This window comes from Variovorax sp. FW301-JW7 (assembly GCF_058788795.1).
In genome coordinates this window covers 218,298-240,806 of record NZ_JBYTBC010000001.1, presented here as the reverse complement: position 1 = coordinate 240,806, position 22,509 = coordinate 218,298, and the positions used below count along the sequence as shown (strand labels likewise).

Here is a 22,509-nt window from a genome sequence, read left to right as displayed (position 1 = left end):
GAGGCCTTCTCAGCACTTCGGCGACCCGGCCTGCGCGCAGATCGGCACGAAGATCCGCGCCCCCGCGCGCTGCACCAGCAACGCCGCCGTGCCGTCGGCCCCTTCCAGCGCCTGGGCCAGGGCTTCGGCGCTGTCGATCGGCTGGCCGTTGAGCGCCAGGATGACGTCGCCCGGCTGCACGCCCGCGCGCGACGCCGCCACGTTCACGCGCTGCACCAGCAGCCCGCCCTCCACGCGCAGGAACTGGCGCTCGGCCGGCGCCAGCGGGCGCACCGCGAAGCCCAGGCGCGAAGGCACCGAGGCCGCCGTCGCCGCGTCGCCCTGCAGGCGCGGCGTGTCGTAGCCCTCCACCTTGACCTCGACCACGTGCTCGGCGCGGTCGCGCCACACCATGAGGCGCGCGCGCTGCCCCGGCACCTGCTCGGCGATGAAGCCCAGCGCATCGGCCGCCTGCACCACCTCGCGGCCCTGCACCGACAGGATCACGTCGCCGGTCTTCAGCCCGCCCCGCGCCGCCGCGCCGCGCGGCTCCACGTCGGTGACCAGCGCGCCGGCCGGGCGCGGCAGGCGGAAGGTGTCGGCCAGCGCCTGCCCCACCTCCTGCACGGACACGCCGATGCGACCGCGCGTGACGGTGCCGGTGGCCAGCAGCTGGTCCTTGATGCGCATGGCGGCATCGATGGGAATGGCGAACGACAGCCCCTGGTAGCCGCCGCTGCGGCTGTAGATGCGCGAGTTGATGCCGATCACCTCGCCGCGCAGGTTGAACAGCGGCCCGCCCGAGTTGCCGGGGTTGATCGGCACGTCGGTCTGCAAAAACTGCATCGACTCGGCGCCCGGCAACAGCCGCCCCTTGGCGCTGACGATGCCGGCCGTCACCGAGTTGCCGAAGCCGTAGGGCGAGCCGATGGCCGCCACGCCGTCGCCGGGCTCCACGTCCGCCGGATCGCCGATGCGCACGGTGGGCAGGCCGGTCGCGTCGATCTTCAGCAAGGCCACGTCGGCCAGTGCATCGAGGCCGATGAGCCGCGCCCGGAACTCGCGCCGGTCGGGCAGCTTCACGCGGATCTGCGTGCCGTGCGCGACAACGTGCGCGTTGGTCAAAATGAGCCCGTCGGCGCTCACGAGAAAGCCGCTGCCCAGGCTGCTCTCGTCGGCCTCGGCCGGTGGCGCGCGCAGCAGCCAGCGGTCGCTGAAGCGGCGCGCCGGCACCGACGGCCGCTCCACGCCGATGTGGACCACGGCCGGCCCGTAGGCCTTCACCAGCGCCGCGAGCCCCGGCACGGGCCACGGCATGGCGGCGTGCAACGGCACCGCCGCAAGGCCCAGCAGCGCCACGCAGATCAGGCGGCGGCGGCGCGATCGGTCAGGTGCGCGCGACAAAGCTCAGCGTGAGTTGCAGCACCATCGGCTGGCGCATGTCGCGCGGCGGCGGCTCGGCCAGCGGTTGCGCGGTGAGCAGCGCGCGCAGGTCGGTGTCGGCCTGCGCATCGCCCAGCGAATCGAAGGCCACGCGCTCGACCTTGCCGCTGCCCGTGACCCACACGCGCACCACCACCGGCGCGGGCGGCACGGGCTGGCCTTCTTTCAGCATGCGCTCCTGCATCCAGGTGTGCAGGCGCACCACGGTGTTGCTGGCCGGGTCGCTGAGCGAGGACTGCAGCTGGTTGCTGGCGAGGTTGGCGTAGCTGATCCAGTGCTGCGGCACCTGCGGCTGCGGCTGTGTTTGCGCCGATGCGGCCAGGGGCGCGGCGACGGCGGACAGCCCGAGGCCGAGCCCGCCGAGCGCCAGGCGCAGGCGGCGCCAGCCGCGGGTCTTGCCGAAAGAAAAGGTCATGCGAGTTCCAATGAAAAAGTCGAAGAAGGACGCTCACCCGCACAGCACGCCCACCGACAGGGTCGAGGCCCGCGCGGCGGGCGACTGCTGGGGGCCGAGCTGCGGTTCGCGGCTGTGCGTGTACGCGATGCCGTGGGCGTCCAGGAAATCGCGCAGGCGCGCCGCCGGCACCGCGCGCACCCGCGTCACGCCGCCCGCCACGCCCGCGGCCGAGGCCGCGCGGCTGAGCACCATGCCCGACGCATGCGGCGCGGCGGCGACACGCTCGACCACCACGCCGAGCAGCAGGCCGTCGCTGCCCAGCACCGCGCTGCCGCTGGCACCGGGTTGCACGCCCGACAGCAGTTGCAGGCCTTCCACGCCGGGCACGGTCATGGCGTTGCTGAGCAACGCCGCGCGATCGGGCATGCGCTGCAGCACCGCGTAGGCCTCGGTGAACACGCCCACGCTGCCCGGGGCCGGCGCGCGCCCGCTTGCCGCGAGCGTGGCGTGCAGGTACGGCGTGAGGGTGGTGCGCAGCACCGCGACGTCGAGCTCGGTGCTCTCGGCGATCACCCGGGCCTGCGCCACCTGCGCGTCCTTGAGGGCGAACAGCGAACGGCAGTCCGCCACCGCATGGCGCGCGGTCAGCACGTCGCCGGCGGCGTTGAGGAACACGCCGCTGGCATTGGCCTCGGGCGGTGCGCCATGCGCCGCACCGGCCAGGGCGGTGAACGCCATGGCCAGCAGGAACGACGCCCACGGGCGCGGGCGGGCGGAAGACGACAGGAGGGGCATCGGGCGGGCAGTCACAGGGCTCTCAGTCCAAGACGAAATGGCGCGCCCTCGACTGTCGTTTGTCACAAAAATTTCATGAACTGCCGTGCGCCGCCCTGCCCCGTCACTGCCCCAGCAAACGCCGCTCCTGCGCCGTGAGCTTGGTCTTCTGCGCATCGCCCAGCAGCCCGCGCCCCAGCACCTGCACCGGGCTGTGCTCGTCGTAGCCCACCGGGCGCGCCGTGGCGCGGCCCGCATCGGCCGGCGCCGCGGCACCGTCGGCAGGCTCGTTGCCGAAGCCCAGCACGCGCACCGAGAACACCGACGGCAGCGCCTGGCGCGCCGCCGCGCGTTCGCGCTGCATCGCCTCCTGCGCCGCGCCCACGGCCTGCGAGGCCGCCGCGCTGGCGTTGGTGAGCGCGCCCACGTTCACCGACGCCACCACCGGCAGGCCGGCCGACTCGCCCTTGACCTGGATGTTGGCCGCGTTCACCACCTGCAGGGCCGCGAGGTTCACGTTGCCCGACACGCGGATGCCCGCCTCGCCCGCGTCGATGGTGCCCAGCGGCGCGATCAGGTCCATGTCGCCCGCCGGCACTTCGGCGATGGGCGCCAGCGTGGCCAGGCCGGCGCCCGAGCTGGGCACCTGCGACGACAGCTTCACGTTGCCGATGTTGTCGTACACGCGCTTGGGCGGCGTGTAGACCAGCGTGGTCTTGGAACCCCGGCCGGCGTTGATGTCGCCCTGCTCCGACCAGGCCAGCACGTCGCCGCCGAAGGTGGTCATCACGCGCGACAGGCCCAGCAGCAGGCTGCCTTCGCTGAACAGCTGGATGTGGCCCATGCCCTGCGTGATCACGCCCGCGCTGCCCGGCGGCACCGCGCCCTGCACGCCCACCACGATCTGCCCGCCCGGCGCGAGCATCTGGATGTCGCCGCCGAAATCGGTGTGCACACCCGAAGGGCCGTACAGGATGATGTCGCCGGTGCGCACGATCTCCTGGCCCGCCGCGTCGAGGTCGGGGAACAGCGTGGCGATCATGCCGCGCCCGCGCAGGTAGCTGCCGTAGCGCGGGCCGTCCACGTCGTTGTACTCGCGGCCCCCGGCGCGCAGCTCGGCGAAGTACACGCCGCGCAGGAACACGCGCTGCTGCTCGGGCGCCAGCGCCTTGAAGTACGCGAGCGCGCTGCCCGGGTCCTTCGCGTCGGCGCTGGTGGCCACGAAGCCGTAGCGTTCCTTGAGCCATGCGGCCAGCTCGGCGTCGTAGGTCTTCACCACGCGGCCCGGCTGGCTCGCCAGCGACTGGCCGGGGCCCGACTCGGCGCGCTTCGCGGGGTCGAGGTAGCGATCGGCGATGGCCGAGAAGTCGGGCCCCCCCACCCCCATCGCGCCCATGCCGGCCATCATCGCGATGCTCGCGCCGGGGCGCGTGTCGCCCTCGGCCAGTGCGCCGCGGCTGACCACGCTGGCGCGGTCGTCCTGCGTGATGTGGCGGCCGGCCGACACCTCCAGCGTGCCGGGGCCCGCCACCTGCAGGTTCGCGTACAGGATGTCGCGCCCGGCCTGCACCAGCGACACGTCGCGCGGGTCGTTGTTCACGATCAGCGCCTCGGTGCCGACAATGTCGCGCCCGGCGCGGATGCGCGCCGGCGCGGCCGAGCGGTACCAGGTCTCGCGCGCGAGTTCGCCGCTGGCATCCACCTTGCGCGCCGTGCCGCTGGCCAAGCCCAGGATGTCGCCGCGCACGGCGTAGAACAGCGAGGGCGGCGCATCGGCCGGGTGCAGCGCGCGGGGGCCCAGCGTGTCCGGCCCGAAGGCGAACAGCGGATGGCGGTCGACCTCCCCGTAGTTCGGCACGCTGGGCGATCCGACCATCGAGCCCTCCGGGCTGGTGTTGTAGACCACCGGCCGCTGGAAGCGGTCATAGCCCACGAAGGCGGGTGCCCAGGGCGTGGGCAGCGGCGTGACCGCGCCCGACATCCCCACCGGATAGCCGCCGCCGAACAGCGAGTTGCCCGCCAGGAACTCGAGCGCGCCCGACGGCGACGGCGCGAGCACCAGTGCGCGGCCGGGCGCCTGCGTGGCGGGCGTGGCCGAGAAGCCGTAGTACAGGCTGCCCGAGGCCGCCGTCGCGCGCAGGATCGACGGGTAGACCGTGACGTTGTCGCTCATGTTGATGTTGCCCAGGTACCTGCCGCTGGGCTGCCGGTTCGCCAGGTCGGTGCCGGGCGTGAGGTTGCCGCCCGCGCTGAACAGGTTGATCGCGGTGCGCTCGGTCCACAGCGTGAACCAGCCCTGGCCGATGCCGTACTCGGTGCCGCCCAGCCTGAACGCCGAACTGTTCGGCACCCGCGCGCGGCCCGCGTCGGCCACGCTCGTGAGCACCAGGTCGCCCGGCGTGTCCAGGTACATCGCCGAATCGCCCGGCACGAGCACGATGCCGGCATTGCCGATGCCGATGGTCGGGGCGAAGGGGTCGATGGGGCGCGTGTCCTTCGCATCGCCCTCCTGGCCCGGCTGCGAGAACGGGGACTTGCGGTAGCGCACCTCGACGCCGCCGATGGCGGAGGCCGACACGGTGGCCGCACCGCGCAGGTTGACCAGAGCGCCGTTGAGGTCCTGGTACTGCGCGTTGGTGCCATAGCTGGCGTACTGCGCCGCGGCCAGGTTCGGATTGACCACGCCGCCGATGCGCAGCTGCAGGTCGCCGCCGCCGGTGAGCGTCAGTTGCCCGTTCGCATCGACACGGCCCGTGCTGCCGACCGCCGCCACGATGGCCTCGCTGCGCTGCCAGACCTGGCCGTTGCCCAGCCGCGTGGTGAGGCCCGCGTCGCCGCCCGCGCGCAGCGTGAGGTTGCCGCCGCCCAGCGTGCCCATGCCGGTGAAGCCCACCAGGAAGGGCTCGGGGCTGCTGTCGGTGCTGAACTGCGCACCGGCCGGCAGCGCGTAGGTGCCGAAGTTGATCCACCACGACGTCGCGATGCGGTCGCTGCCGGCCAGGGCCGTGCCCGAGCCCTGGCGCCACAGCCAGCTGCCCACCGCGGCGCTCGGCGCCTGTCCGCGCTCGCCCCCGAAATGACCCCAGACGTCGCCGACGACGTTGCCGCCCACCGTGATGTCGAGGTTGCCGCCCTGCTCGGGGTACCAGGCCTGGTAGGCCGCGAGCGCAGCGCTGTAGTCCGCCGTCTGCGGGCCGATCACCGAGCCGCCGACGGCCTTGCCGCGTGCGAGGTTGAAGGGGTCGAGGCCGTTGGCGTCGAGCAGCGGCGCCGAGCGCGTGCCGGCCGTGTAGACGCCGAACGGCGACTCCATGACGAAGTTGCCCGCCGCCGCCAGGCCCAGGTCGCCGGTGCCGGTGCGCAGCACGCTGAACATCGGCGACAGCGGCGTGTACTTGGTGACGTCCTTGACGGGGTTGATGACCGTCGTGCAGACGCCCGGCCCCCACTCGCAGATCGTGACGTATTCCGGGGACACCGGCGTGCCCTCGACGAAGCTCGGGTCCCAATCGCGGCCGTTGGGCCCCCAGAAGTAGGAAAGGCGCGTCGGGTCGACCACGCAGGTGCCCGCACCGCCCCAGTCGCAGTAGCCCGCCTCGAAATCCAGCAGGTCCATCGGCGTTCCCTCGTCGTGGCCCCACATGGGCCCGTTCGGACCCCACAGGAAGCCGCTGCCGCCCGGCGTGAGCCTGACGTTGTACATCGCGTGGCTGTCGGCCAGGATGAGCGCGCCGTGCTTGGCCGGATCGACCGCGCGGCGGTCGGCCGAGTCCAGGTCGGCGCCGGCCGTGAGCTGCAGGCTCCAGCTCGTCGCGCCCTGCCCCAGCATCGGTGCCACGGCCCAGTTGCGGCCCTGCACGCCGTCGACTTCGGGCCGCAGGTTGACGGCCGCGTCGTTCGGCAGCTGCACATCGGTCAGCGACGGAATCACCGCACCGCGCGCCAGCGCGATGGTGCCGTCGGCCTTCATCGCGACCGGCAGGCGCACGCCCTTGGGCCACACCATCGCCTGCACGCTGGCCTCGGCGCGCAGCGCGGTACCCGCGCCCAGCTTCATGCCGCTGTCCAGCACCACGGCCTCGCCCAGCACCGTACCGGCCTTCAGACGCACGCTGCCGTCGGCGTTGTAGACGTTGGCGCGCAGCACCGTGCCGGCGGGCAGCGTGTAGGCCGCGCCCAGCGTCACGGTCACGGGCAGCACCGTGCCGGCCGGCAGCACCATGGCTTCGGCGGGCACGTCGTAGTTCAGCAGCGCGTCCTTCGGGAACACGGTGCCCTTGTCGAGCACCACGCCGTCGATCGGCACGACGATGTCGCCGCCGTCGGGCGTGAACGGCGTGCCGAACTTCGTGCGCTGCTCGGTGAGGTACCAGCCCTTGTCGTCGGGCGTGGCCGGCGGCGGTGCGAAGCCGTCGTTGATGCTGCCGTACACGTTGAGGTTGCCGCCCGCGCGGATCACCAGCACGCCGGGCTCGCCGAAGCCGCGCCGCGCCGGGTCGGTGCGGTTCGCGCCCGGGCCGTAGCGGTAGCCCGAGAGGTCGATGTCGCCGACCACGCTGAGGTCGCCCTCGCCGGTGCTGCTGACGATCTCCACGCCGGGGCGCAGGTGGTAGCTGCCCAGGCCTGCGAGGCGCGCCGACAGCGAGGTGTTGGCCAGCGCCTTGTCGATGAAGGCGACGCTGTGGCCGTCGATCTCGTCGAGGTACTTCTGCGTGATGAGCTGCGGCACTTGGCCCGTGACGTCGGGCGCGCTCGCCAGCGGTGCGTCGCTGTAGGTGCGGAAGGCGTTGACGGCGATGCTCTTCGCGCCCTGGATGGCGGGCGTGCCGGCGACGTTCACCGCCACGTCGTTGTCGCCGCGTCGCGGCGCGTTCAGCGCGAGCGTGCCGCGCGCGATGCCGTCGTTGCCTTGCGCCGCGCCCACGGCCGTGCCGGCACGCAGGTCGATGGCCGCGCCGCCGCCCACGGTCAGCGTGCCGTGCGTGCTCGTGAGGTCGACGATGGCGCGGTTCGGGCTGTCGATGATCTTGCCGTAGCTGTCCACGCGCAGGCCGGTGGCGTGCGCGTCGAGCGTGCCGTTCACCGTGAGGTCGCCCTTGGCGGCGAGGCGGATCGCGCCCACCTGGAAGCCGCTGGCGTCGATGCGGCCGTTCACCGTGAGGCTGCCGCCGTCGAGCGTGACCTCGACCACGCGCGCCTTCACTTCGTCGCCGACGGCGAGGTCGCCCTGCTTGATCTGGAAGCGCCGCGCGCCGGTCACACCGCCTTCGTTGAGGCGCGTGTTCAGGCCCGCGAAGTCGGCCACGGTCTGGCCGCGCACGCTGATCTCGGCCGCGTCGTAGGGCACCACCGTGCCGCCCGCGTCGTACGTGCCGCTCGCGGTGCCGAGGAGGCGTCCGCCCAGGTCGATGCGGCCCGCACCGACGCCCAGCGCCGTCGCCTGCAGCGTGCCGCCGCGGTTGTGCGTGGCCGACAGGTCGATCACCGAACCCGCCGCCTGCGCGATGTTGCCGGCCGTGCTCGTCACCTCCAGGTCGCCGCCGCGGCTGTAGCGCGTCTGCTCGAAGAACTTCACGGCGCGGCCCGCCAGGTCGATGCGCGACTCGGCGCCCAGCGTCACGTCGCCGCTGGCCGTGAGCTGCAGCTTGCCCGAGGGCAGGCCGACCGTGCCGTCGATGGTGATGTTGCGGCCGGTGAGCGCCAGTTGCGCGCCCAGCGCCGCATCGCCGGCCGGCTGCGCGCCTGCCGGTGCGCTCACCCCGATGTCGCCGCCCGCCGTGATGCGGCTGTTCGAGCCGGCCTCGCCGGTGAGCAGCGGGGTGCGCAGGTTCAGCTGGCCGCCCGTGAAGTCGTAGCCCTTGCCCGTCACGTACTCGCCCTGCTGGTGGTACACGCCCAGCGTGCCCTTGCCGTTGGCGGTGATGCGCTCGCTCGCGTTCAGGTTGACGGTGCCGAAGCCCAGTGCGAGCCGGTCTGCCGAGAAGCCCGCGTCGGGTTGCGTGCTGGGCGCGTGGCCCAGCACGATGCGCGCGGCCGACACGTCGAGCGTGCCGTGGCCCAGCAGGCTGCCGATGGCGCCACCCGGCGCGTTCTCACCGGGAAAGATCTGATCGCTGCCGGGCGGGCGCGGCGTGAGGCCGGTCCAGATGAACTCGCCGGTCGTGATCTTCGCGGTGTCGCCCGCGCCGCCGTAGCCGTAGATCGCGGGCGTGCCCAGCACCAGCCGTTCGATCGACGACACGCCGGTGACGGGGTCGAGCGTGTCCAGTGACACCGCGCCGTAGATGTTCACCGACTCGCGCGCGTTCAGCACCAGCGTCTCGACCGCGGGCACGCCCTCGCCCTTGTTGCCGGCCAGGAGGCTCGCCAGGATGCCCTGGTTCATCGACAGGCCCGACGGCAACTGGCCGTTGGCCGCGGCCTGCTGCAGCGCCGCGTCGCTGCCCAGGTTGACCGAGGACACGGCCAGCATCAGGTTCTTCGCGCCGTAGCGCACGTTGTCGGCCATCGTGAACGAGCGGTTCGTGGCCACGGCCAGCGTGCCCTCGCCGTACAGCGTGGTCTGGCCGGTGCAGGCGCCGCTCGCGCACTCGCCGATCTGGACCGTGGCGGGCACGCCCTCGCTGACGGGAGGCATCAGGTTGATCCAGCCGTTCGACAAGCCCAGCACCGCGGTGCGGCCCGCCGAGAACACCACGCCGTCGGTGGAGTCGTAGGCCGGCGCGCCGGCGCCCAGCGTGTTGAGCGAAGCGCCCTGCTCCACCTGGATGCCGTCGCCGTAGCCGCCGGCCACGAGGAAGATTTCCGCGCCGCGCAAGGTCGCGCCGCTGCGCACGACGACATGGCCGGTGTTCGAATTGAAGGTCGCGAAGTTGTCCGCGTAGCGCAGGTCGACCCTGCCGCCCAGGATCATCCGGGGGGCGCCGAAGGCGTTGAGCTGGTCGGCCTGCAGCGAGGCGCCCGTGAACCCGGCCGTGCGCTGCGCGCCCGGTGCCGTCACCTCGATGCCGATGCCATTCACCGACAGCGTGCCGCCGAAGCCCGTGCTGCCGGCCGCCGGGTTGAACAGCGCCTGGCCGTCGAACTGCAGCATCGACACGCCGTCCTTCGGCTTGGAATAGAAGTAGTCCAGCAGCAGGTTGCGGGCATCGGCCGCGATCTCGCCGCGCACGCCGCCGCGGCGTGCCGCATCGGCCGCCACGAAGGCGTCGTAGCCCATCTCGTTGTAGCTGGCGTGCTGCTTCACCAGCGCCGCCGGTGTGAGGACCAGCTGGTTGGCCAGCGACGATTTCACCGCCGTGTTCGCCACGCCCAGCGTGCCACTCGCCGCGTACGAGCCGTAGCCCACCGGCAGTGGCGCCGCGGGCTGCGCGGTCGGCGCCCCCACTTCCACGCGGAAGGCGCCGGGCAGCAGCGCGTAGGTCGAAGGCAGCAGCGTGTAGGTGCCGGCCTTGAGCCCGCCCACGTCGTGATCGAGCGTGACCTGCCGGCCGACGGCCGGCTCGCCCGCGCCCGCGTCGGGAGACACCGGCGCGTAGCCGCCCTGGAAGCCCGGCACGATGGCGTACACGCCGTTGCCTGCCTTGCTGAAGGTGTTGGCCGGATTGGCGTTGGCCAGCGGCGTGCGCAGCACGTCCACCGAGCCGCCGCGACCGCTGACGAAGCCCGCGCCCGTGAGCTCGCCGCCGCCCGACAGGTCGAGCAGCGCGCCCTGGTGCCCGACCACGCTGTCGGCGGTGAGCAGGATGCCGCTGCTGCCGACGCCGCGTTTGTCGATGGGCGTGCCCGCCACGCTGTAGCCGATGCCGTCGGTCGTGCCGCCGTAGGGCATGAGCAGGCCGGCGCCGCTGACCGAGGTGATGCTGCCCGGCAGCAGCTCGAGCAGGCTGGCGCGCGCCTCGAAGGTGCTGCGCCCGTCCTGCCCCACGATCAGGTTGCCCAGCGGCGCGCGCACGATGCCGCCCTGGCGCACCGTGCCGCCACCGAGCGCGAGCGTGCCGAATGCCGACTGCGGCATGGCCACGTCGCCCTCGACCTGGCGGCGGATGTCGAGCACGCGACCCTCGTCGTAGCCCGCGCGGATCTGCGCGTTGGCGCCGGTGGCGGGGTAGATCTGCGAGGCGGTGAGCGTGAGGTCGCCCAGCGTCGCCAGCTCGGTCGTGGTCGCACCCAGCAGGCCGAGCGACGGGCTGCCGCCCAGCAGGCGCAGGTCGCCGCGGCTGGTCATGTGCACGGCGTCGAAGCCGCGGCGGTCCACCACCTGCGCGGGGCCGGTCTTCCTGGCGATCTCGCCGTGCGCACCGAAGCCCACGCGGTCGCGGATGTCGATCAGGTCGGCCTCGGCCGTGAAGGTGGCCTCGCTCGTGCGCGTCGATGCGCCGTGGCGCCAGGTGGTGGTGTAGACCACCTCGCTGTCCTGCTTGGGCACACCGGTCACGCCGGCCAGCCGCAGGTAGGACGAGGCGAGCCGCACGTTCGAATCGGTGGCCGCGCTGTCGGCCAGCGCGAAGCTGCCGGCGTACAGGCGCAGGCTCTGCGCGGTCGTGAGGTCGACGTGGCCGTCGAAGCTCAGCAGGCCGTTGACCAGCAGCGACAGGTTGCCGAAGCCGCCGTCCCGCACCTGGTCCGCGCTCAGGCGCCCCTTGCCGTAGGCCAGCGCCGCGTCGGCCTGGCCCGGCTTGAGGATGGCCGGCAATCCGCTGGGCTGCTGCGCCTGCGAGATCACCAGCTCGCGCGCCTGCCGCACCGCGTCGTCGACGGTGTAGATCTTCGAGAACACCGGCGCTTCGAGCGCCACCGCCAACGTGCCGCCGGCCGCATTCGCGCCGCCCGCGTGGGCGCGCAGCGTGCCGTCCAGGTACAGGCTGTGCGCCGACTTGAGCACGATGCTGCCGCCGTCGCTGGCCACGTCGAGTTCGCGCCACAGGCCACCGGCCGCCGGCACGTCGATGCGCGCATGGCTGCCCGAGGCATCGAGCAGCGCGCCGGGGCGGATCATGATCGCCACGTCGGGTGCGTTGGCCGCGCCCTTGGCCTCCCAGTCGAGCGCGCCGCCGATGGAAATGGTGCCGCCGTTGCGCACGCTGCCGTAGCGGCGGCCGTCGTCGTCGATGCCGGTCTGCGCGCGCGCCGCCACGTCGAGCACCGCGCCCTCGCCGATCCACACCGAGCGGTTGTGCGGCTGCAGCGAGGTGCTCACCGGTGAGTTGAAAGCCGGCGCCTCGATGCCGATGGCGATGCGCCCGCCCCAGGCGTTGAGCCGGCCGTCCACCACGACGCTGCTCTTGCCGCCGCCGAGCAGCTGGATCGAGCGGCCCGGATCGACCGTCACCACCGCGCCCGCGCCGATGGCGATGTCTGCGCCTTCGGTGACACGGCGTTGCGCGCGCAGCACGAGGTCGGCGCCCTGGCGCTGCACGACCTGGCGGTTCACCGAGTCCTGTTGCAGCAGCGGCGGCGTCCACAGTTGCAACCCGATGCCGCCCTCCTGGCCGGCACCGGCCTCGGGCGCGATGCGGTAGACCGGCATCGCCACGTCGAGCTGCGCGCCCGGCGCGACCGTGAGGCCCGCGTGGCCGTTGAGGTCGTAGGTGGAAAAGCCCGACTGCAGCCGCGACGCATCGAGCACCAGCTGCGTCGCATCCGACAGCGCCGGGTCGAGGCCGAGCGCCAGCGCGTGGCCCGTTTCGATCTTCAGCGTGCCGCCGCCGTTCACGCCATGGCCGCGGATCTCGCCGTCCAGCGACAGGCGCCCCTGCGCGTCGATGGGCGAAGCGGCCGAGTCGGCCACCAGCGTCACGTTGCCGCCCTTGCCGCCCCTTGGCTTGCCCTTGGCCAGCAGCGCCGCGCCCGACGACACGTCGATCAGGCTGCCCTGCCCGATCGTCACGCCGTGCGTCGATTCGAGGCGCACCGTGCCGCCGTCGATGGCGGCGAGCAGGGCCGTGTCTTCGGGGGCCGTGCCGACGTCGACGCGGCGCCCGCGCAGGTCGAGCACGACGCCGTCGCGCACCCGCACCCGCGCGCCGCCCTCGTCCATGAGCGCCTGCGTCACCGTGCCGGACACCGGCGAGGTGAAGACGTTGCCGGCCTCCAGCGTGCCGCTGCGCACCGTGACGTTCGCGCCGATGTCGATGAACGCGCCCAGCAGGTTCATGCGCCCGCCGTCGGCGAGCGTGAGCGCCTTCTCGACGTTGACGCTGCCGCGCGTGCCGATGTCGAGCACCGACAGATGCTGCGCATTCAGGTGCGCCGCGTCGAGCCACAGCGTGCCAATGCGCTCGGCGGCCAGTGCGTCGGCCGCGGCCATCTGCTGCGTGACCGGCGCCACGTCGCCGAAGCGCACGTCGGTGTCGAACAGGTCGACGCGGCCCAGCGCGCCGTAGCGCCCCACCGCCAGCATGCCGCCGCGCGCCACCGCGCTCTGCGACTGGCGGTAGCCGTCGTCCAGCGCGGCGTCGCGGGCGCGCGTCTGCTGCGCACCGTTGAACACCTCGGCCACGATGTCGCCTTCGAGCACCGCCGTGGGCGCGCTCACCACCAGCCGGCCGGCGTCGCGCCCGACCGTGTAGCCGTTCTCCAGCGAGCGTTGCGGCGCGATCAGCGGGTTGTAGAAATAGTCGGTGTTCTTCTTGCCCCAGCGCACGTGCTCGGCCTCGAAGCCCTTGTAGACACCGTCGAAGAGCATGTCCGACGGCGCCTTGTCCAGGCTGTACAGGCGCCCGTCGCTGCCCTTGAGCCAGGTCTGGTTCAGGAAGCCGGTCTGCACGTTCAGCGAGCCGCCCGACAGGTTGACGTTCGAACCCGCCTGCGTGAGCACCTCGGCGCCGCCCAGCACCACGGTGCCGCCCTGCGCAGCCCATTCACCGATGCCGTGGCCCTGGTTGCCCAGGTAGCCGCCCACCTCGAGCAGGCCGCCCGCCGCGTACCAGCGCTCGCCCTCGTAGCCGCCCACGCCGGGCGCCACGCGCACCAGCTTGCGCCGGTCGATCCACACGTCGCTGTTGAACAGCTTGCCGCTCTCGCGGTTGCGCGGGGCGTCGCGCGTCTCGTTGCCCTGCACGCTGACTTTGACGTTGTTCGACTCCATCGTCACGTTCACGCCCACCGCGCCCGACACATCGAGGCGCGCCTTGTCGGCCACGAAGCTGCGGCGCGCGGCGCTGGCCGCAATCTGCCCGCCGGTGGCCAGCGTGAGCGACTCACCCTCGAAGCGGATGTCGCCGCCCGAGACGATCTCGATGCGCGACTGGTCGCGCCGGTCCGACAGCCGCGAGAGGTTGTCGAAGAGCGCGGGCGGCACGAGCGCGCGCGCGGCGTCCTGCGCGGCCGATTCCTTGATGAGCGCATCGCGCTGGCTGTCGAGCGCGCTGGCCTTGCCGTCGTCCTCGATCAGCACGGCCGTGACCGCGCCCTTGCCGACGGCGACGTTGCCGCGCGTGTCGGCGGCCGAGTTCAGCAGGTGCACCGTGCCGCGCACGGCGACGGTGGAGGTGGCCAGCGCCACGCCGTCCTGGCGCACGTCGCGGCCGGCCAGCGTGATGTCCCCTTCGCGCGCCACGATCAGGCCGGTGTTGCGCACCGTGCCCGCCGTGCTGTCGGCCACGAACTGCGGCGCGATCTCGTTGCCGCGCGTGGTCGAGAAGGCATTGGCCTCGGTGCCCATGCCCTTGCGGATCACGAAGCTGTCGCCCGCCGCGAGCTGCGCCTGGCCCTTGCGCGCGGCGATCTCGCCGGCATTGGCCACTTCCTTGCCCAGCAGCAGCACGTAGCCGCCGCCCTGCGTGACGGAGGCGGGCTCCTTGGTGGTCAGGCGCGCGCCAGCCTGCACCTCGACCTTGCCCTGGTCTTCCTTGCGCGTGGTGAAGCTCGGCGCGGTGTCGTTCGAGTAGATGCCGCGCGCCTTGAACTGGTCGTCGCCGATGTGGGCGGCGGCGGCCACGAGGTTGCGCGTGTCGGTCTGGCTGGTGCCGCTGAACACGATGCCGTTGCGGTTGGCGATGAGCACCGTGCCGTCGGCCTTGATCTGGCCCTGGATCTGCGAAGGCCGCGCCTTCGGGTCGTTCACGCGGTTGAGCACGGCCCAGTCGGCCTGCTGCTTGAAATCGACCGTGGTGTTGCGCCCGACGTTGAAGGTCTCCCAGTTCAGGATGGCCTTGTCGCCGGTCTGCTCCACGGTGACGACGGTGCGGCCGTCGACCTGCTTCTGCGAACCGCGGTTCAGCGCGCGGGCGTTGAGCCAGCCGGCGCTGAGCGAATTGGTGTCGACCTTCAGGCCGCCCTCGGCCAGGCCGTCGGGCACCGAGGGATCGTTCAGCGCGGCGGCGCGTGCGGCGGCCTGCGCGGCCTGCTGCGCGGCGATCGCCTGCGCCGCGAGGCCCAGGTTGCCGAGCGACTGGCGCAGCTGCTCATTGGCCTTCTGCTGCTGCGCCAGCGGGTTCGTCAGCATCGAGGCCGGCGTGCCGTTGGGCAGGTAGCCCGTCGCGGCGGCCGTGCCCTGCGTCACGTTCTTCTGCGCCATCCACGCGGCGCTGAAGGCGCGCTGCGCCTGTGCATTGCCCGCCAGGCCCGCCATGGCCAGCGCGAGGGCGGCGGCGTGCGCGACCGGCGCGCGGCGGAATGTCTTGTTGCTCATGTCATACCCCAGAGAAAAACCGTTCTGGAGAAGAGACCGGGCTCACCGGATGCGACCGACACGCGCAGCACGAAAGTTCGGGAGAATTTGCGAACGCGGACGAAGCGCTGTTTTTTTCACAGCCGCGTCACACAGCGCGGCTATCCGAGCAGCACGATGCCGGCGGGCAGGCTGGTGAGCTTCGCGCCGTAGCTCACGGCGATCAGCGTCTCGACATGCGGCAGCTCGTCCAGCCGCAACCGCGCCTGCACCTTGCGGCGACCGAGTTCGGCGCGCGTGACGATGAGGCGGCCCGGCCGGTAGCGGTTGATCTCGTCGACCACGGCCGCCAGCGGCGTGTCGTCGAACACCAGCACGCGCTCGCGCCAGGCAGCCACCGCCGCGAGGTCGGGCGCGCGCGCCACCTCGGCTTCGCGCCGGCCGCCGTAGCGGATCTGTTGCGCCTCGCCCGCCACCAGCACGCGCTCGCCGTCGCGCAGCTCGACCGAGCCCGCGAAGCAGGTCACGCACACCTCGCCGCCGGTGGCGCGCACGTTGAAGCGGCTGGCCGACGCGGCCACGAGGCGCGCGCCGCCCACCGTCATGGTGAAGGGCGCGCGGCGCGCCGCGTCGAGCTGCACCTGCGCCTCGCCGCCGAGCATGTCGAGCACGGGCGGCTCGCCCTCGGCGCCGCGCGCGAGGTTGAGGCTGGTCTGCGTGTTCATCTCGACCACCGCCGCCGCGTCGGCCAGCACCACGCGGCGCTGCTCGCCGGTGCCGGTGCGGTAGTCGGCCGTCATGTCGGACAGCGCGGGCCACAGGCCGGCCGGCGGGCGCACCACCACGAAGGCGGCGGCACCGGCCGCGAGCGCGGCGCCGAGGAACTGGCGGCGGCCGAACATCGGCGGGCGCGACATGGCGATGGCCGCGCGCGGCGGCGTGTCCATCGCGGGCATGCGCTGTGCGACCGCTTCGGCGGCGGGCCGGGTCAGGTCCCACAGGCGCGTCGCCTCGGCCATGGCCTGCGCATGCTGCGGGCTGCGGGCGCACCAGCGGCGGAAATCCTGCGCGTCGCCGGTGGTGGCGCGGCCGGAGGTCAGGCGCACGAGCCAGTCGTGCGCTTGGGCGTCCAGCGCGGCGCGGTCGGCGTCGTCGTTGATCGGGGTACGTGCGGCCATCATGTCTTCTCAGACTGTTTTCCGGCGCCGGGACCGAACCGCTGGATCACATCACGTCCCAAACGACCCGCGCAATGCACCAGCGCAGCCTTCACTTCGCGCTCGACGATGCGCACCGACACGCCGTAGCGCCGCGCCAGGTCGGCATGCGGCGTCTCGTCCACGCGCGAGGCGATGAAGATGTCGCGGCGACGGCGTGGCAGCTCCTCGAGGGCGCGCTCCAGCGCCTGCACCTCGCTGCGCGCCTCCGAGACACGGGCCGGGTCGTGGCTGTCGTCCGAAAAATGCAGCAGCTCCTCGACCTCCACGAAGTCGAGCAGGCGACCGTGGGAGATGCGGCGGTCTTCCGCCACGTTCGACGCGATGCGCAGCAGGTAGGCCATGGGGCTTTGCACCGGGCCGGGGTCGCTCATGCGCTGCACACGCAGCCAGGTCTCGTGCAGCACGTCGTCGGCCTGCTCTTCCGAGCCCAGGCGGCGGCGCAGGCGGTTGCGGAAGTCGATGTAGCGGCTGGTCAGCAGGCTGCGCAGGAAGCCGGGGGTGTCCTGTTCCACGGCGTGCTCAGGGAGAAACCGCTGCGTCGCAGACGTCGGGGCGGTCGCCGGTGCGCGGCAGCAGCAGCACCGTGAGCGGCTGGTCGGCCTCGCCTTCGGGCGGGCGCTCGAGCACCAGCGTGTTCATCGCGGCTTCGAGCGCGGCGTCGCGCTGCGCCAGGCCGGTGGAACTGAGCAGCCGCGTGCGCCGCACATGGCCGCCGGGTCCGACCCACAGCTGCACGAGCGCGCGGTAGGTGCCCGGGCGCGCATGCGGCCAGCGGCACAGCGTGCGCTCCAGCGCCTGCTGCACCACGCGCGCGTCGCGCGGGGACATGGCGGGGACGGCGGGCGCGGCCGGCGCCGTCGCGGCCGCGGGCGGCGGCGCCTCGGCCTCGACCAGCGTGAAGGTGCGCGCATCGGTGTGGCGCGCGGCCAGCCGCGTGCCGGCCAGCAGGCGCTGCAGCGCCTCGCGCGGGGTGAACAGGCCGTGCAACGCGGCGGATTCGAGGCCGGCGGTGAGCTGCCCGTCGAAGAACACGGACTGCCCCGTCGCCTGCGCGTAGACCTGCACGGCGGTGGCCAGCGGCTGGGCCGGCAGGTCGAAGGCGATGCGCCCCGCCGCATCGGGCGAAGGCGCGGGTTCGCCGGCATGCGACACGGCCGCGGGGGACAGAATTCCGAGGATCAGGGTCAAGACACACACCCACCGTGACCGAGCAACGCGAGACATGCCGGGTCCTGTGACGAAGGAGGAATCGCAGGCGCCGGGTCGGTGCCGGGTACTGCTTTGGTGCTCGGAATGCTAGTGACGCTTTGTGACAGCTTGAATGCATGGCACGCGCGCACACCGGTCCGAGCCGCCCCTGTCGATGGCGACAATGCCCCCATGACGTTCGACCTCTTCGACGCCCCGCCGCGCGCCGCGCGCGAACCGATCGGCCCGGCCGCCTTCGTGCTGCCGGGCTTTGCATTGCCGCGCGCCGAGGCGCTGCTCGACGCCATCGACGGCGTGGCGGCACGCGCGCCGTTCCGCCACCTGGTCACGCCGGGCGGCTTCACCATGTCGGTCGCGCTCACCAACTGCGGTGCGCTCGGCTGGACCAGCGACCGGCGCGGCTACCGCTACAGCGCGGTCGACCCCGACAGCGGCGTGCCCTGGCCCGCGATGCCCGAGGCCTTTGCACTGCTCGCGCGCGACGCGGCGGCGCTGGCCGGCTTCGACGGCTTTGCGCCCGACGCCTGCCTGGTCAACCGCTACCAGCCGGGCAGCCGGCTCTCGCTGCACCAGGACCGCGACGAGTGCGACCACGGCGCGCCGATCGTGTCGGTGTCGCTGGGCATGCCGGCGGTGTTCCAGTTCGGCGGGCTCGCACGCGCCGACAAGACCACCCGCATTCCGCTGGTGCACGGCGACGTGGTGGTGTGGGGCGGCGTGGACCGGCTGCGCTTTCATGGCGTGCTGCCGCTCAAGGACGCCCCGCATCCGCTGCAGGCACGGCTCGGCGCGCAGCGCATCAACCTCACCTTCCGCAAGGCGGGTTGATGTACGCATGACGGGTTCGACGACTTCCTCCACCGAATCCCCCGGCCGCGCGATCCGCGCGCTCTACGCCGCGCTGTGGCACTTCGCGGCCGGTGCGCGTGCGCAGCTGCTGGCCGCCACCGCGCTGCTCGCGAGTTCGCAGCTGATCCGCCTCTCGCTGCCCTACCTCGCGGGGCAGGCCATCAACGCCCTGCAGCGCGGCGACCTGCCCGAGGCGGGCCGCTGGATCGCCACGCTCGCGGGGGTGTACGTCGGCGCGTGGGCGCTGCACGGGCCGGGGCGCATCCTCGAGCGCAACGTGGGCCTGAAGGTGCGCGAGACGCTGGCCGACCAGCTCTATGCGCGCATCGCCGCCGCGCCGCTCGCCTGGCACGACAGCCACCACTCGGGCGAGCTGCAGCACCGCGTGCACCAGGCCAGCCGCGCGCTCGCCGACTTCGCGCAGAACCAGTTCATCTGGCTCACCAACGCCGTGAACTTCGTCGGGCCGCTGGTGGCGCTGGCGCTGCTGTCGCGCACCAGCGGCGTGACGGCGCTCGCGGGCTATGTGCTGATCGGCGTGGTGATCGTGCGCATCGACCGCGCGCTCATGAAGCTCGCGCGCGCCGAGAACGACGCCGACCGGCGCTACGTGGCCGCGCTGCTCGATTTCCTGGGCAACGCCTCCACCGTGATCGGCCTGCGGCTGCAGGGCGCGTCGCGCCTGTTGCTGCGCCGTCGCATGGCGGCCGTGTCGCTGCCGCTGAAGCGCACCGTGGTGCTCAACGAGGGCAAGTGGTTCGCGGTCGACCTGATGGGGCTGGCGCTGACCTGGGGCCTGGTGGTGATCTATGTGTGGCAGGCGCGCGCGCCGGGCCAGGCCGTGATGCTGGGCGCGGTGTTCATGATCTACCAGTACGCGCAGCAGGCAGCGGGCGTGGTCACCTCGGTGGCGGCCAACTTCAGTTTCTTTGCGCGCATGCACACCGACTACAGCAGCGCCGAGCCGATCTGGCACGCACCGACGAGCCCCACGCTCGAGGCGCCGCCCGAAGCAGTGCCGGCACACGAACGCATCGACGCGCTGGCGCCGTGGACGCAGCTGCAGGTCGCGCAGCTGCAATGGCGCTACGCCCCGCGCGGCACCGTCGCCGTCGCCGCTGACCCGGCCGCGCCCACGCGCAGCGGCCTGCACGACGTGGCGCTCTCGCTGCGCCGGGGCCAGCGCGTGGCGCTGGTGGGCCCCAGCGGCGGCGGCAAGAGCACGCTGCTGCGCGTGCTGGCCGGCCTGTATGCACCGCACGGCGGCACGCTCTTGCTCGACGGCGAGCGGACCGACTGGGCCCGGCTGCGCCAGCTCGCCACGCTGATCCCGCAGGAGACCGAGCTGTTCGAGGCCAGCGTGCGCGAGAACCTGGCCTTCGGGCGTCCCTGCGACGACGCGCGCCTGCGCGCCGCGCTGCACACCAGCACCTTCGACGAGGTGCTGCAGGCCACGCACGGCGACCTGGACAGCGCGATCTCGGAACGCGGTTTCAACCTGTCGGGCGGCCAGCGCCAGCGGCTGTGCCTGGCGCGCGGCGTGCTCGCCGCCGAAGGCAGTTCGCTGCTGCTGCTCGACGAGCCGACCAGCGCGCTCGACGCCGCCACCGAGGCGCGCGTGCTCGGGCGCATCGCGGCGGCGTTTCCGCAGGCCTGCGTGATCGCCTCGGTGCACCGGCTGAGCCTGCTCGAGCGCTTCGACACGGTGATCCTCATGGAGGCCGGCCATGTGCGCGACCACGGCCCGCGCGACGACGTGCTGGCGCGCCAGCCGATGCTTCGGGAGGCCGTGTCCGGTCACGGGCAGTAGGAACCCTCCTGCGCCAGGACGCGGCGTTCACACCCGTCGCGCTGGCATGCCTTCTGCAACAGTATCGGCATCCATTTGTTCACGCTTGGCCTGCGCGGTCCCTTTTTTGCGCCCCGGCTGCGTTCCAATCACATGGTTCTTCATTCCGCGAGCGTTTCCCGCCCCATGCGTTCTTCCCGCGCCACCCTTCCGCTCGCCCTGCTCGGTGCCCTGCTGGGCCTGTCCGCCTGCACCACCGGCACCACCGCCGAACAGCGCCAGGCCGCCGCCAGCAAGCCGCCGCCCACCGACTGCACGGCCTGGGTCGGCGCCGACCGCAACGCGCGGGTGGGCGGCTACCTGCTGCCGCAGGCCGGCACCGCGGTGAACGCCGGCGGCCCGCGCGTGTGCGTGCCGGTGCTCATGAGCGCCTACCCCGTGCCCACCAATTACGCGGGCGGCGACTACCACGTGGGCGCGTTCACCGACGACCAGCTCAAGGCGCGCTGGCGCACCTGCAAGGCCGAGCCGGACTGCTTCGAGCGCGTGAACGCACAGATGCAGCGCTGGCTGCCGCCCAACAAGGCCCGCGCCACGCGCGTGACGGGCGCGGTCGATCCGGCCGGGCGCATCGATGCCGACAGCCCGAACGTCGACCTGAAGCAAATCCGCCGCCCCGCCTTCTTCGCGAAGGCGCCCTACCGCGAAGGCATTGCCGAGGCCGACGCGCGCACCCACATCGTCGAGTTCACCGTGCCGCGCGACACCTTCGAGCGGCTCGACCTGAAGCTCACCGATCCGATCCGGCTGCGCGGCTGGTACCTCGAAGGCGCGGGCGTGGACGACGGGCGCGGCCGCAAGGTCCGCGCCCTCGCCGTCATGGCGGCGGGCGGCGGCGGGCAGCTCACGGCCCTCCAGCACCCGGACGAGGTGGCCTACCGCATCGAGGGCGCCAGCGGCAAAGCCGTGCCGGTGTCTTTCCCCAACGGCACCACCGAGGCCATGGGCCAGCGCTGGTGGCGCGAGAACCTGCACGCGCTGAACCAGGCCGGCTTCGACGTGCTGGCCTACGACCGCCGCGGCGAAGGCCTGTCGGGCGGCGTGAGCGACACCAACACGCTGGAGCAAGGCGAGGACGTGTTCCGCGTGCTCGCCCAGCTCGAGCACGGCCAAGGCCTGCGGCTGCTCACGCCGGCGGGCCAGCTGCTCGAAGGCAACGCCGCACGCGGCCGGCTGCTGGCGGGCCAGAAGGCCAGCGAGATTCCGCTGGTGCTGGGCGGCTACTCGCGCGGCTCGATGTCGACCGCCTGGGCCCTGACGCGCAACTACGTGGCCGCCTGCAGCTTCGACATGCCCGTGCCCAACTGCACGCCGGCGCGCGGCTGGCGCAACATCCGCGGGGCGATCCTGCTGTCGTCGTTCGCCAGCGGCGCGGGCTACCTGCCCGATGCGCCCGACCTGGCCGACCGCAACCTCTTCTTGGGCGGCATGGCGGCGGAGCATCACATCCTTTTCTATCCGAACTCCGCCACGCTCGCGGGCATGGACCGCTGGCCCGCCGCCTTCTTCGGCAAGGGCTTGTGGGACCGCGCCGAATCGCTCGAAGGCACCGTGGCCGCCTACAACCGCATCCGCGGCGTGAAGGAGATCGTGCTGTCGCGCGGCCCGCACGCCATCGAGACTTGGCCCGAGTCCGAGCGCCGCTACCTGCGCGAGCGCATGGTGGCCTACGCCAAGGTGGTGATCGTCGGCGGGCGCACGGTGCCGGGCGCGCGGCCGTGGAAGGACTTCAAGTCGCTGGTCGCCACCACGCCCGATGTGTGGGAGCCGTCGTCGCGACCGGGCACTGGGCCCGGACGACAGCCTTAGTCGCCAGGTGGCCGCCACAATGGCGGCCATGGACCTGCTCAAGACCCTCGGCCTCTTCATCGCGACGGCGCTCGCGGAAATCGTCGGCTGCTACCTGCCCTACCTGTGGCTCAAGCAAGGCCAGTCGGCCTGGCTGCTGCTGCCCGCCGCGCTGAGCCTGGCGCTCTTCGCGTGGCTGCTCTCGCTGCACCCGACGGCTGCCGGCCGCGTGTATGCGGCCTACGGCGGGGTCTACATCGGCGTGGCCATCCTGTGGCTGTGGGCCGTGGACAAGGTGACGCCCTCGGCCAGCGACTGGGTCGGCGTGGCCGTGTGCTTCGTCGGCATGGGCATCATCATGTTCGGGCCGCGCAGTGCGGGTTGAATC

11 protein-coding genes are annotated in these 22,509 nt (G+C 72.7%); 4 read left to right on the top strand and 7 right to left on the bottom strand.

The window, feature by feature from the left end; genetic code table 11:
• Window positions 1–9: 9 nt before the first annotated feature.
• From AC3WQM_RS00945 to AC3WQM_RS00915, 7 genes are all read right to left on the bottom strand, one after another.
• Window positions 10–1,383 (bottom strand): trypsin-like peptidase domain-containing protein, encoded by a 1,374-nt coding sequence (locus tag AC3WQM_RS00945; protein ID WP_492676555.1) that lies wholly within the window; start codon window positions 1,381–1,383, stop codon window positions 10–12.
• Window positions 1,367–1,837: a YbaB/EbfC family DNA-binding protein gene (locus tag AC3WQM_RS00940; protein WP_492676554.1), complete on the bottom strand. Its 471-nt coding sequence runs from the start codon at window positions 1,835–1,837 to the stop codon at window positions 1,367–1,369. Before AC3WQM_RS00940 ends, AC3WQM_RS00945 begins: the two co-directional genes overlap by 17 nt.
• Window positions 1,838–1,870: 33 nt before the next feature.
• Window positions 1,871–2,614, bottom strand: coding sequence for a S1 family peptidase (locus AC3WQM_RS00935; RefSeq protein WP_492676553.1), 744 nt, complete (start codon window positions 2,612–2,614; stop codon window positions 1,871–1,873).
• A 103-nt stretch (window positions 2,615–2,717) separates the two neighbouring features.
• A complete protein-coding gene (locus tag AC3WQM_RS00930) occupies window positions 2,718–15,227 on the bottom strand; it encodes a filamentous hemagglutinin family protein (RefSeq protein WP_492676552.1) in 12,510 nt (4,169 codons plus the stop codon).
• 140 nt (window positions 15,228–15,367) lie between these two features.
• Window positions 15,368–16,384 (bottom strand): FecR family protein, encoded by a 1,017-nt coding sequence (locus tag AC3WQM_RS00925; protein WP_492676551.1) that lies wholly within the window; start codon window positions 16,382–16,384, stop codon window positions 15,368–15,370.
• A complete protein-coding gene (locus AC3WQM_RS00920; RefSeq protein ID WP_070061142.1) occupies window positions 16,384–16,938 on the bottom strand; it encodes an RNA polymerase sigma factor in 555 nt (184 codons plus the stop codon). Before AC3WQM_RS00920 ends, AC3WQM_RS00925 begins: the two co-directional genes overlap by 1 nt.
• Window positions 16,939–16,945: 7 nt before the next feature.
• Window positions 16,946–17,614, bottom strand: a complete 669-nt coding sequence (locus AC3WQM_RS00915) for an STN domain-containing protein (RefSeq protein WP_492676550.1) — start codon at window positions 17,612–17,614, stop codon at window positions 16,946–16,948.
• Window positions 17,615–17,806: 192 nt separating this feature from the next.
• Here AC3WQM_RS00915 and alkB point away from each other — a divergent pair, with 192 nt between their 5' ends.
• From alkB to AC3WQM_RS00895, 4 genes are all read left to right on the top strand, one after another.
• Window positions 17,807–18,463, top strand: coding sequence for a DNA oxidative demethylase AlkB (gene alkB / locus AC3WQM_RS00910; protein ID WP_492676549.1), 657 nt, complete (start codon window positions 17,807–17,809; stop codon window positions 18,461–18,463).
• Window positions 18,464–18,470: 7 nt separating this feature from the next.
• Window positions 18,471–20,294: an ATP-binding cassette domain-containing protein gene (locus AC3WQM_RS00905; RefSeq protein WP_492676548.1), complete on the top strand. Its 1,824-nt coding sequence runs from the start codon at window positions 18,471–18,473 to the stop codon at window positions 20,292–20,294.
• A gap of 165 nt (window positions 20,295–20,459) precedes the next feature.
• On the top strand, window positions 20,460–22,142 hold the full coding sequence (locus AC3WQM_RS00900; RefSeq protein ID WP_492676547.1) for an alpha/beta hydrolase: 1,683 nt from the start codon (window positions 20,460–20,462) through the stop codon (window positions 22,140–22,142).
• A gap of 28 nt (window positions 22,143–22,170) precedes the next feature.
• Window positions 22,171–22,506, top strand: a complete 336-nt coding sequence (locus AC3WQM_RS00895) for a YnfA family protein (protein WP_492676546.1) — start codon at window positions 22,171–22,173, stop codon at window positions 22,504–22,506.
• Window positions 22,507–22,509 lie beyond the last annotated feature (3 nt).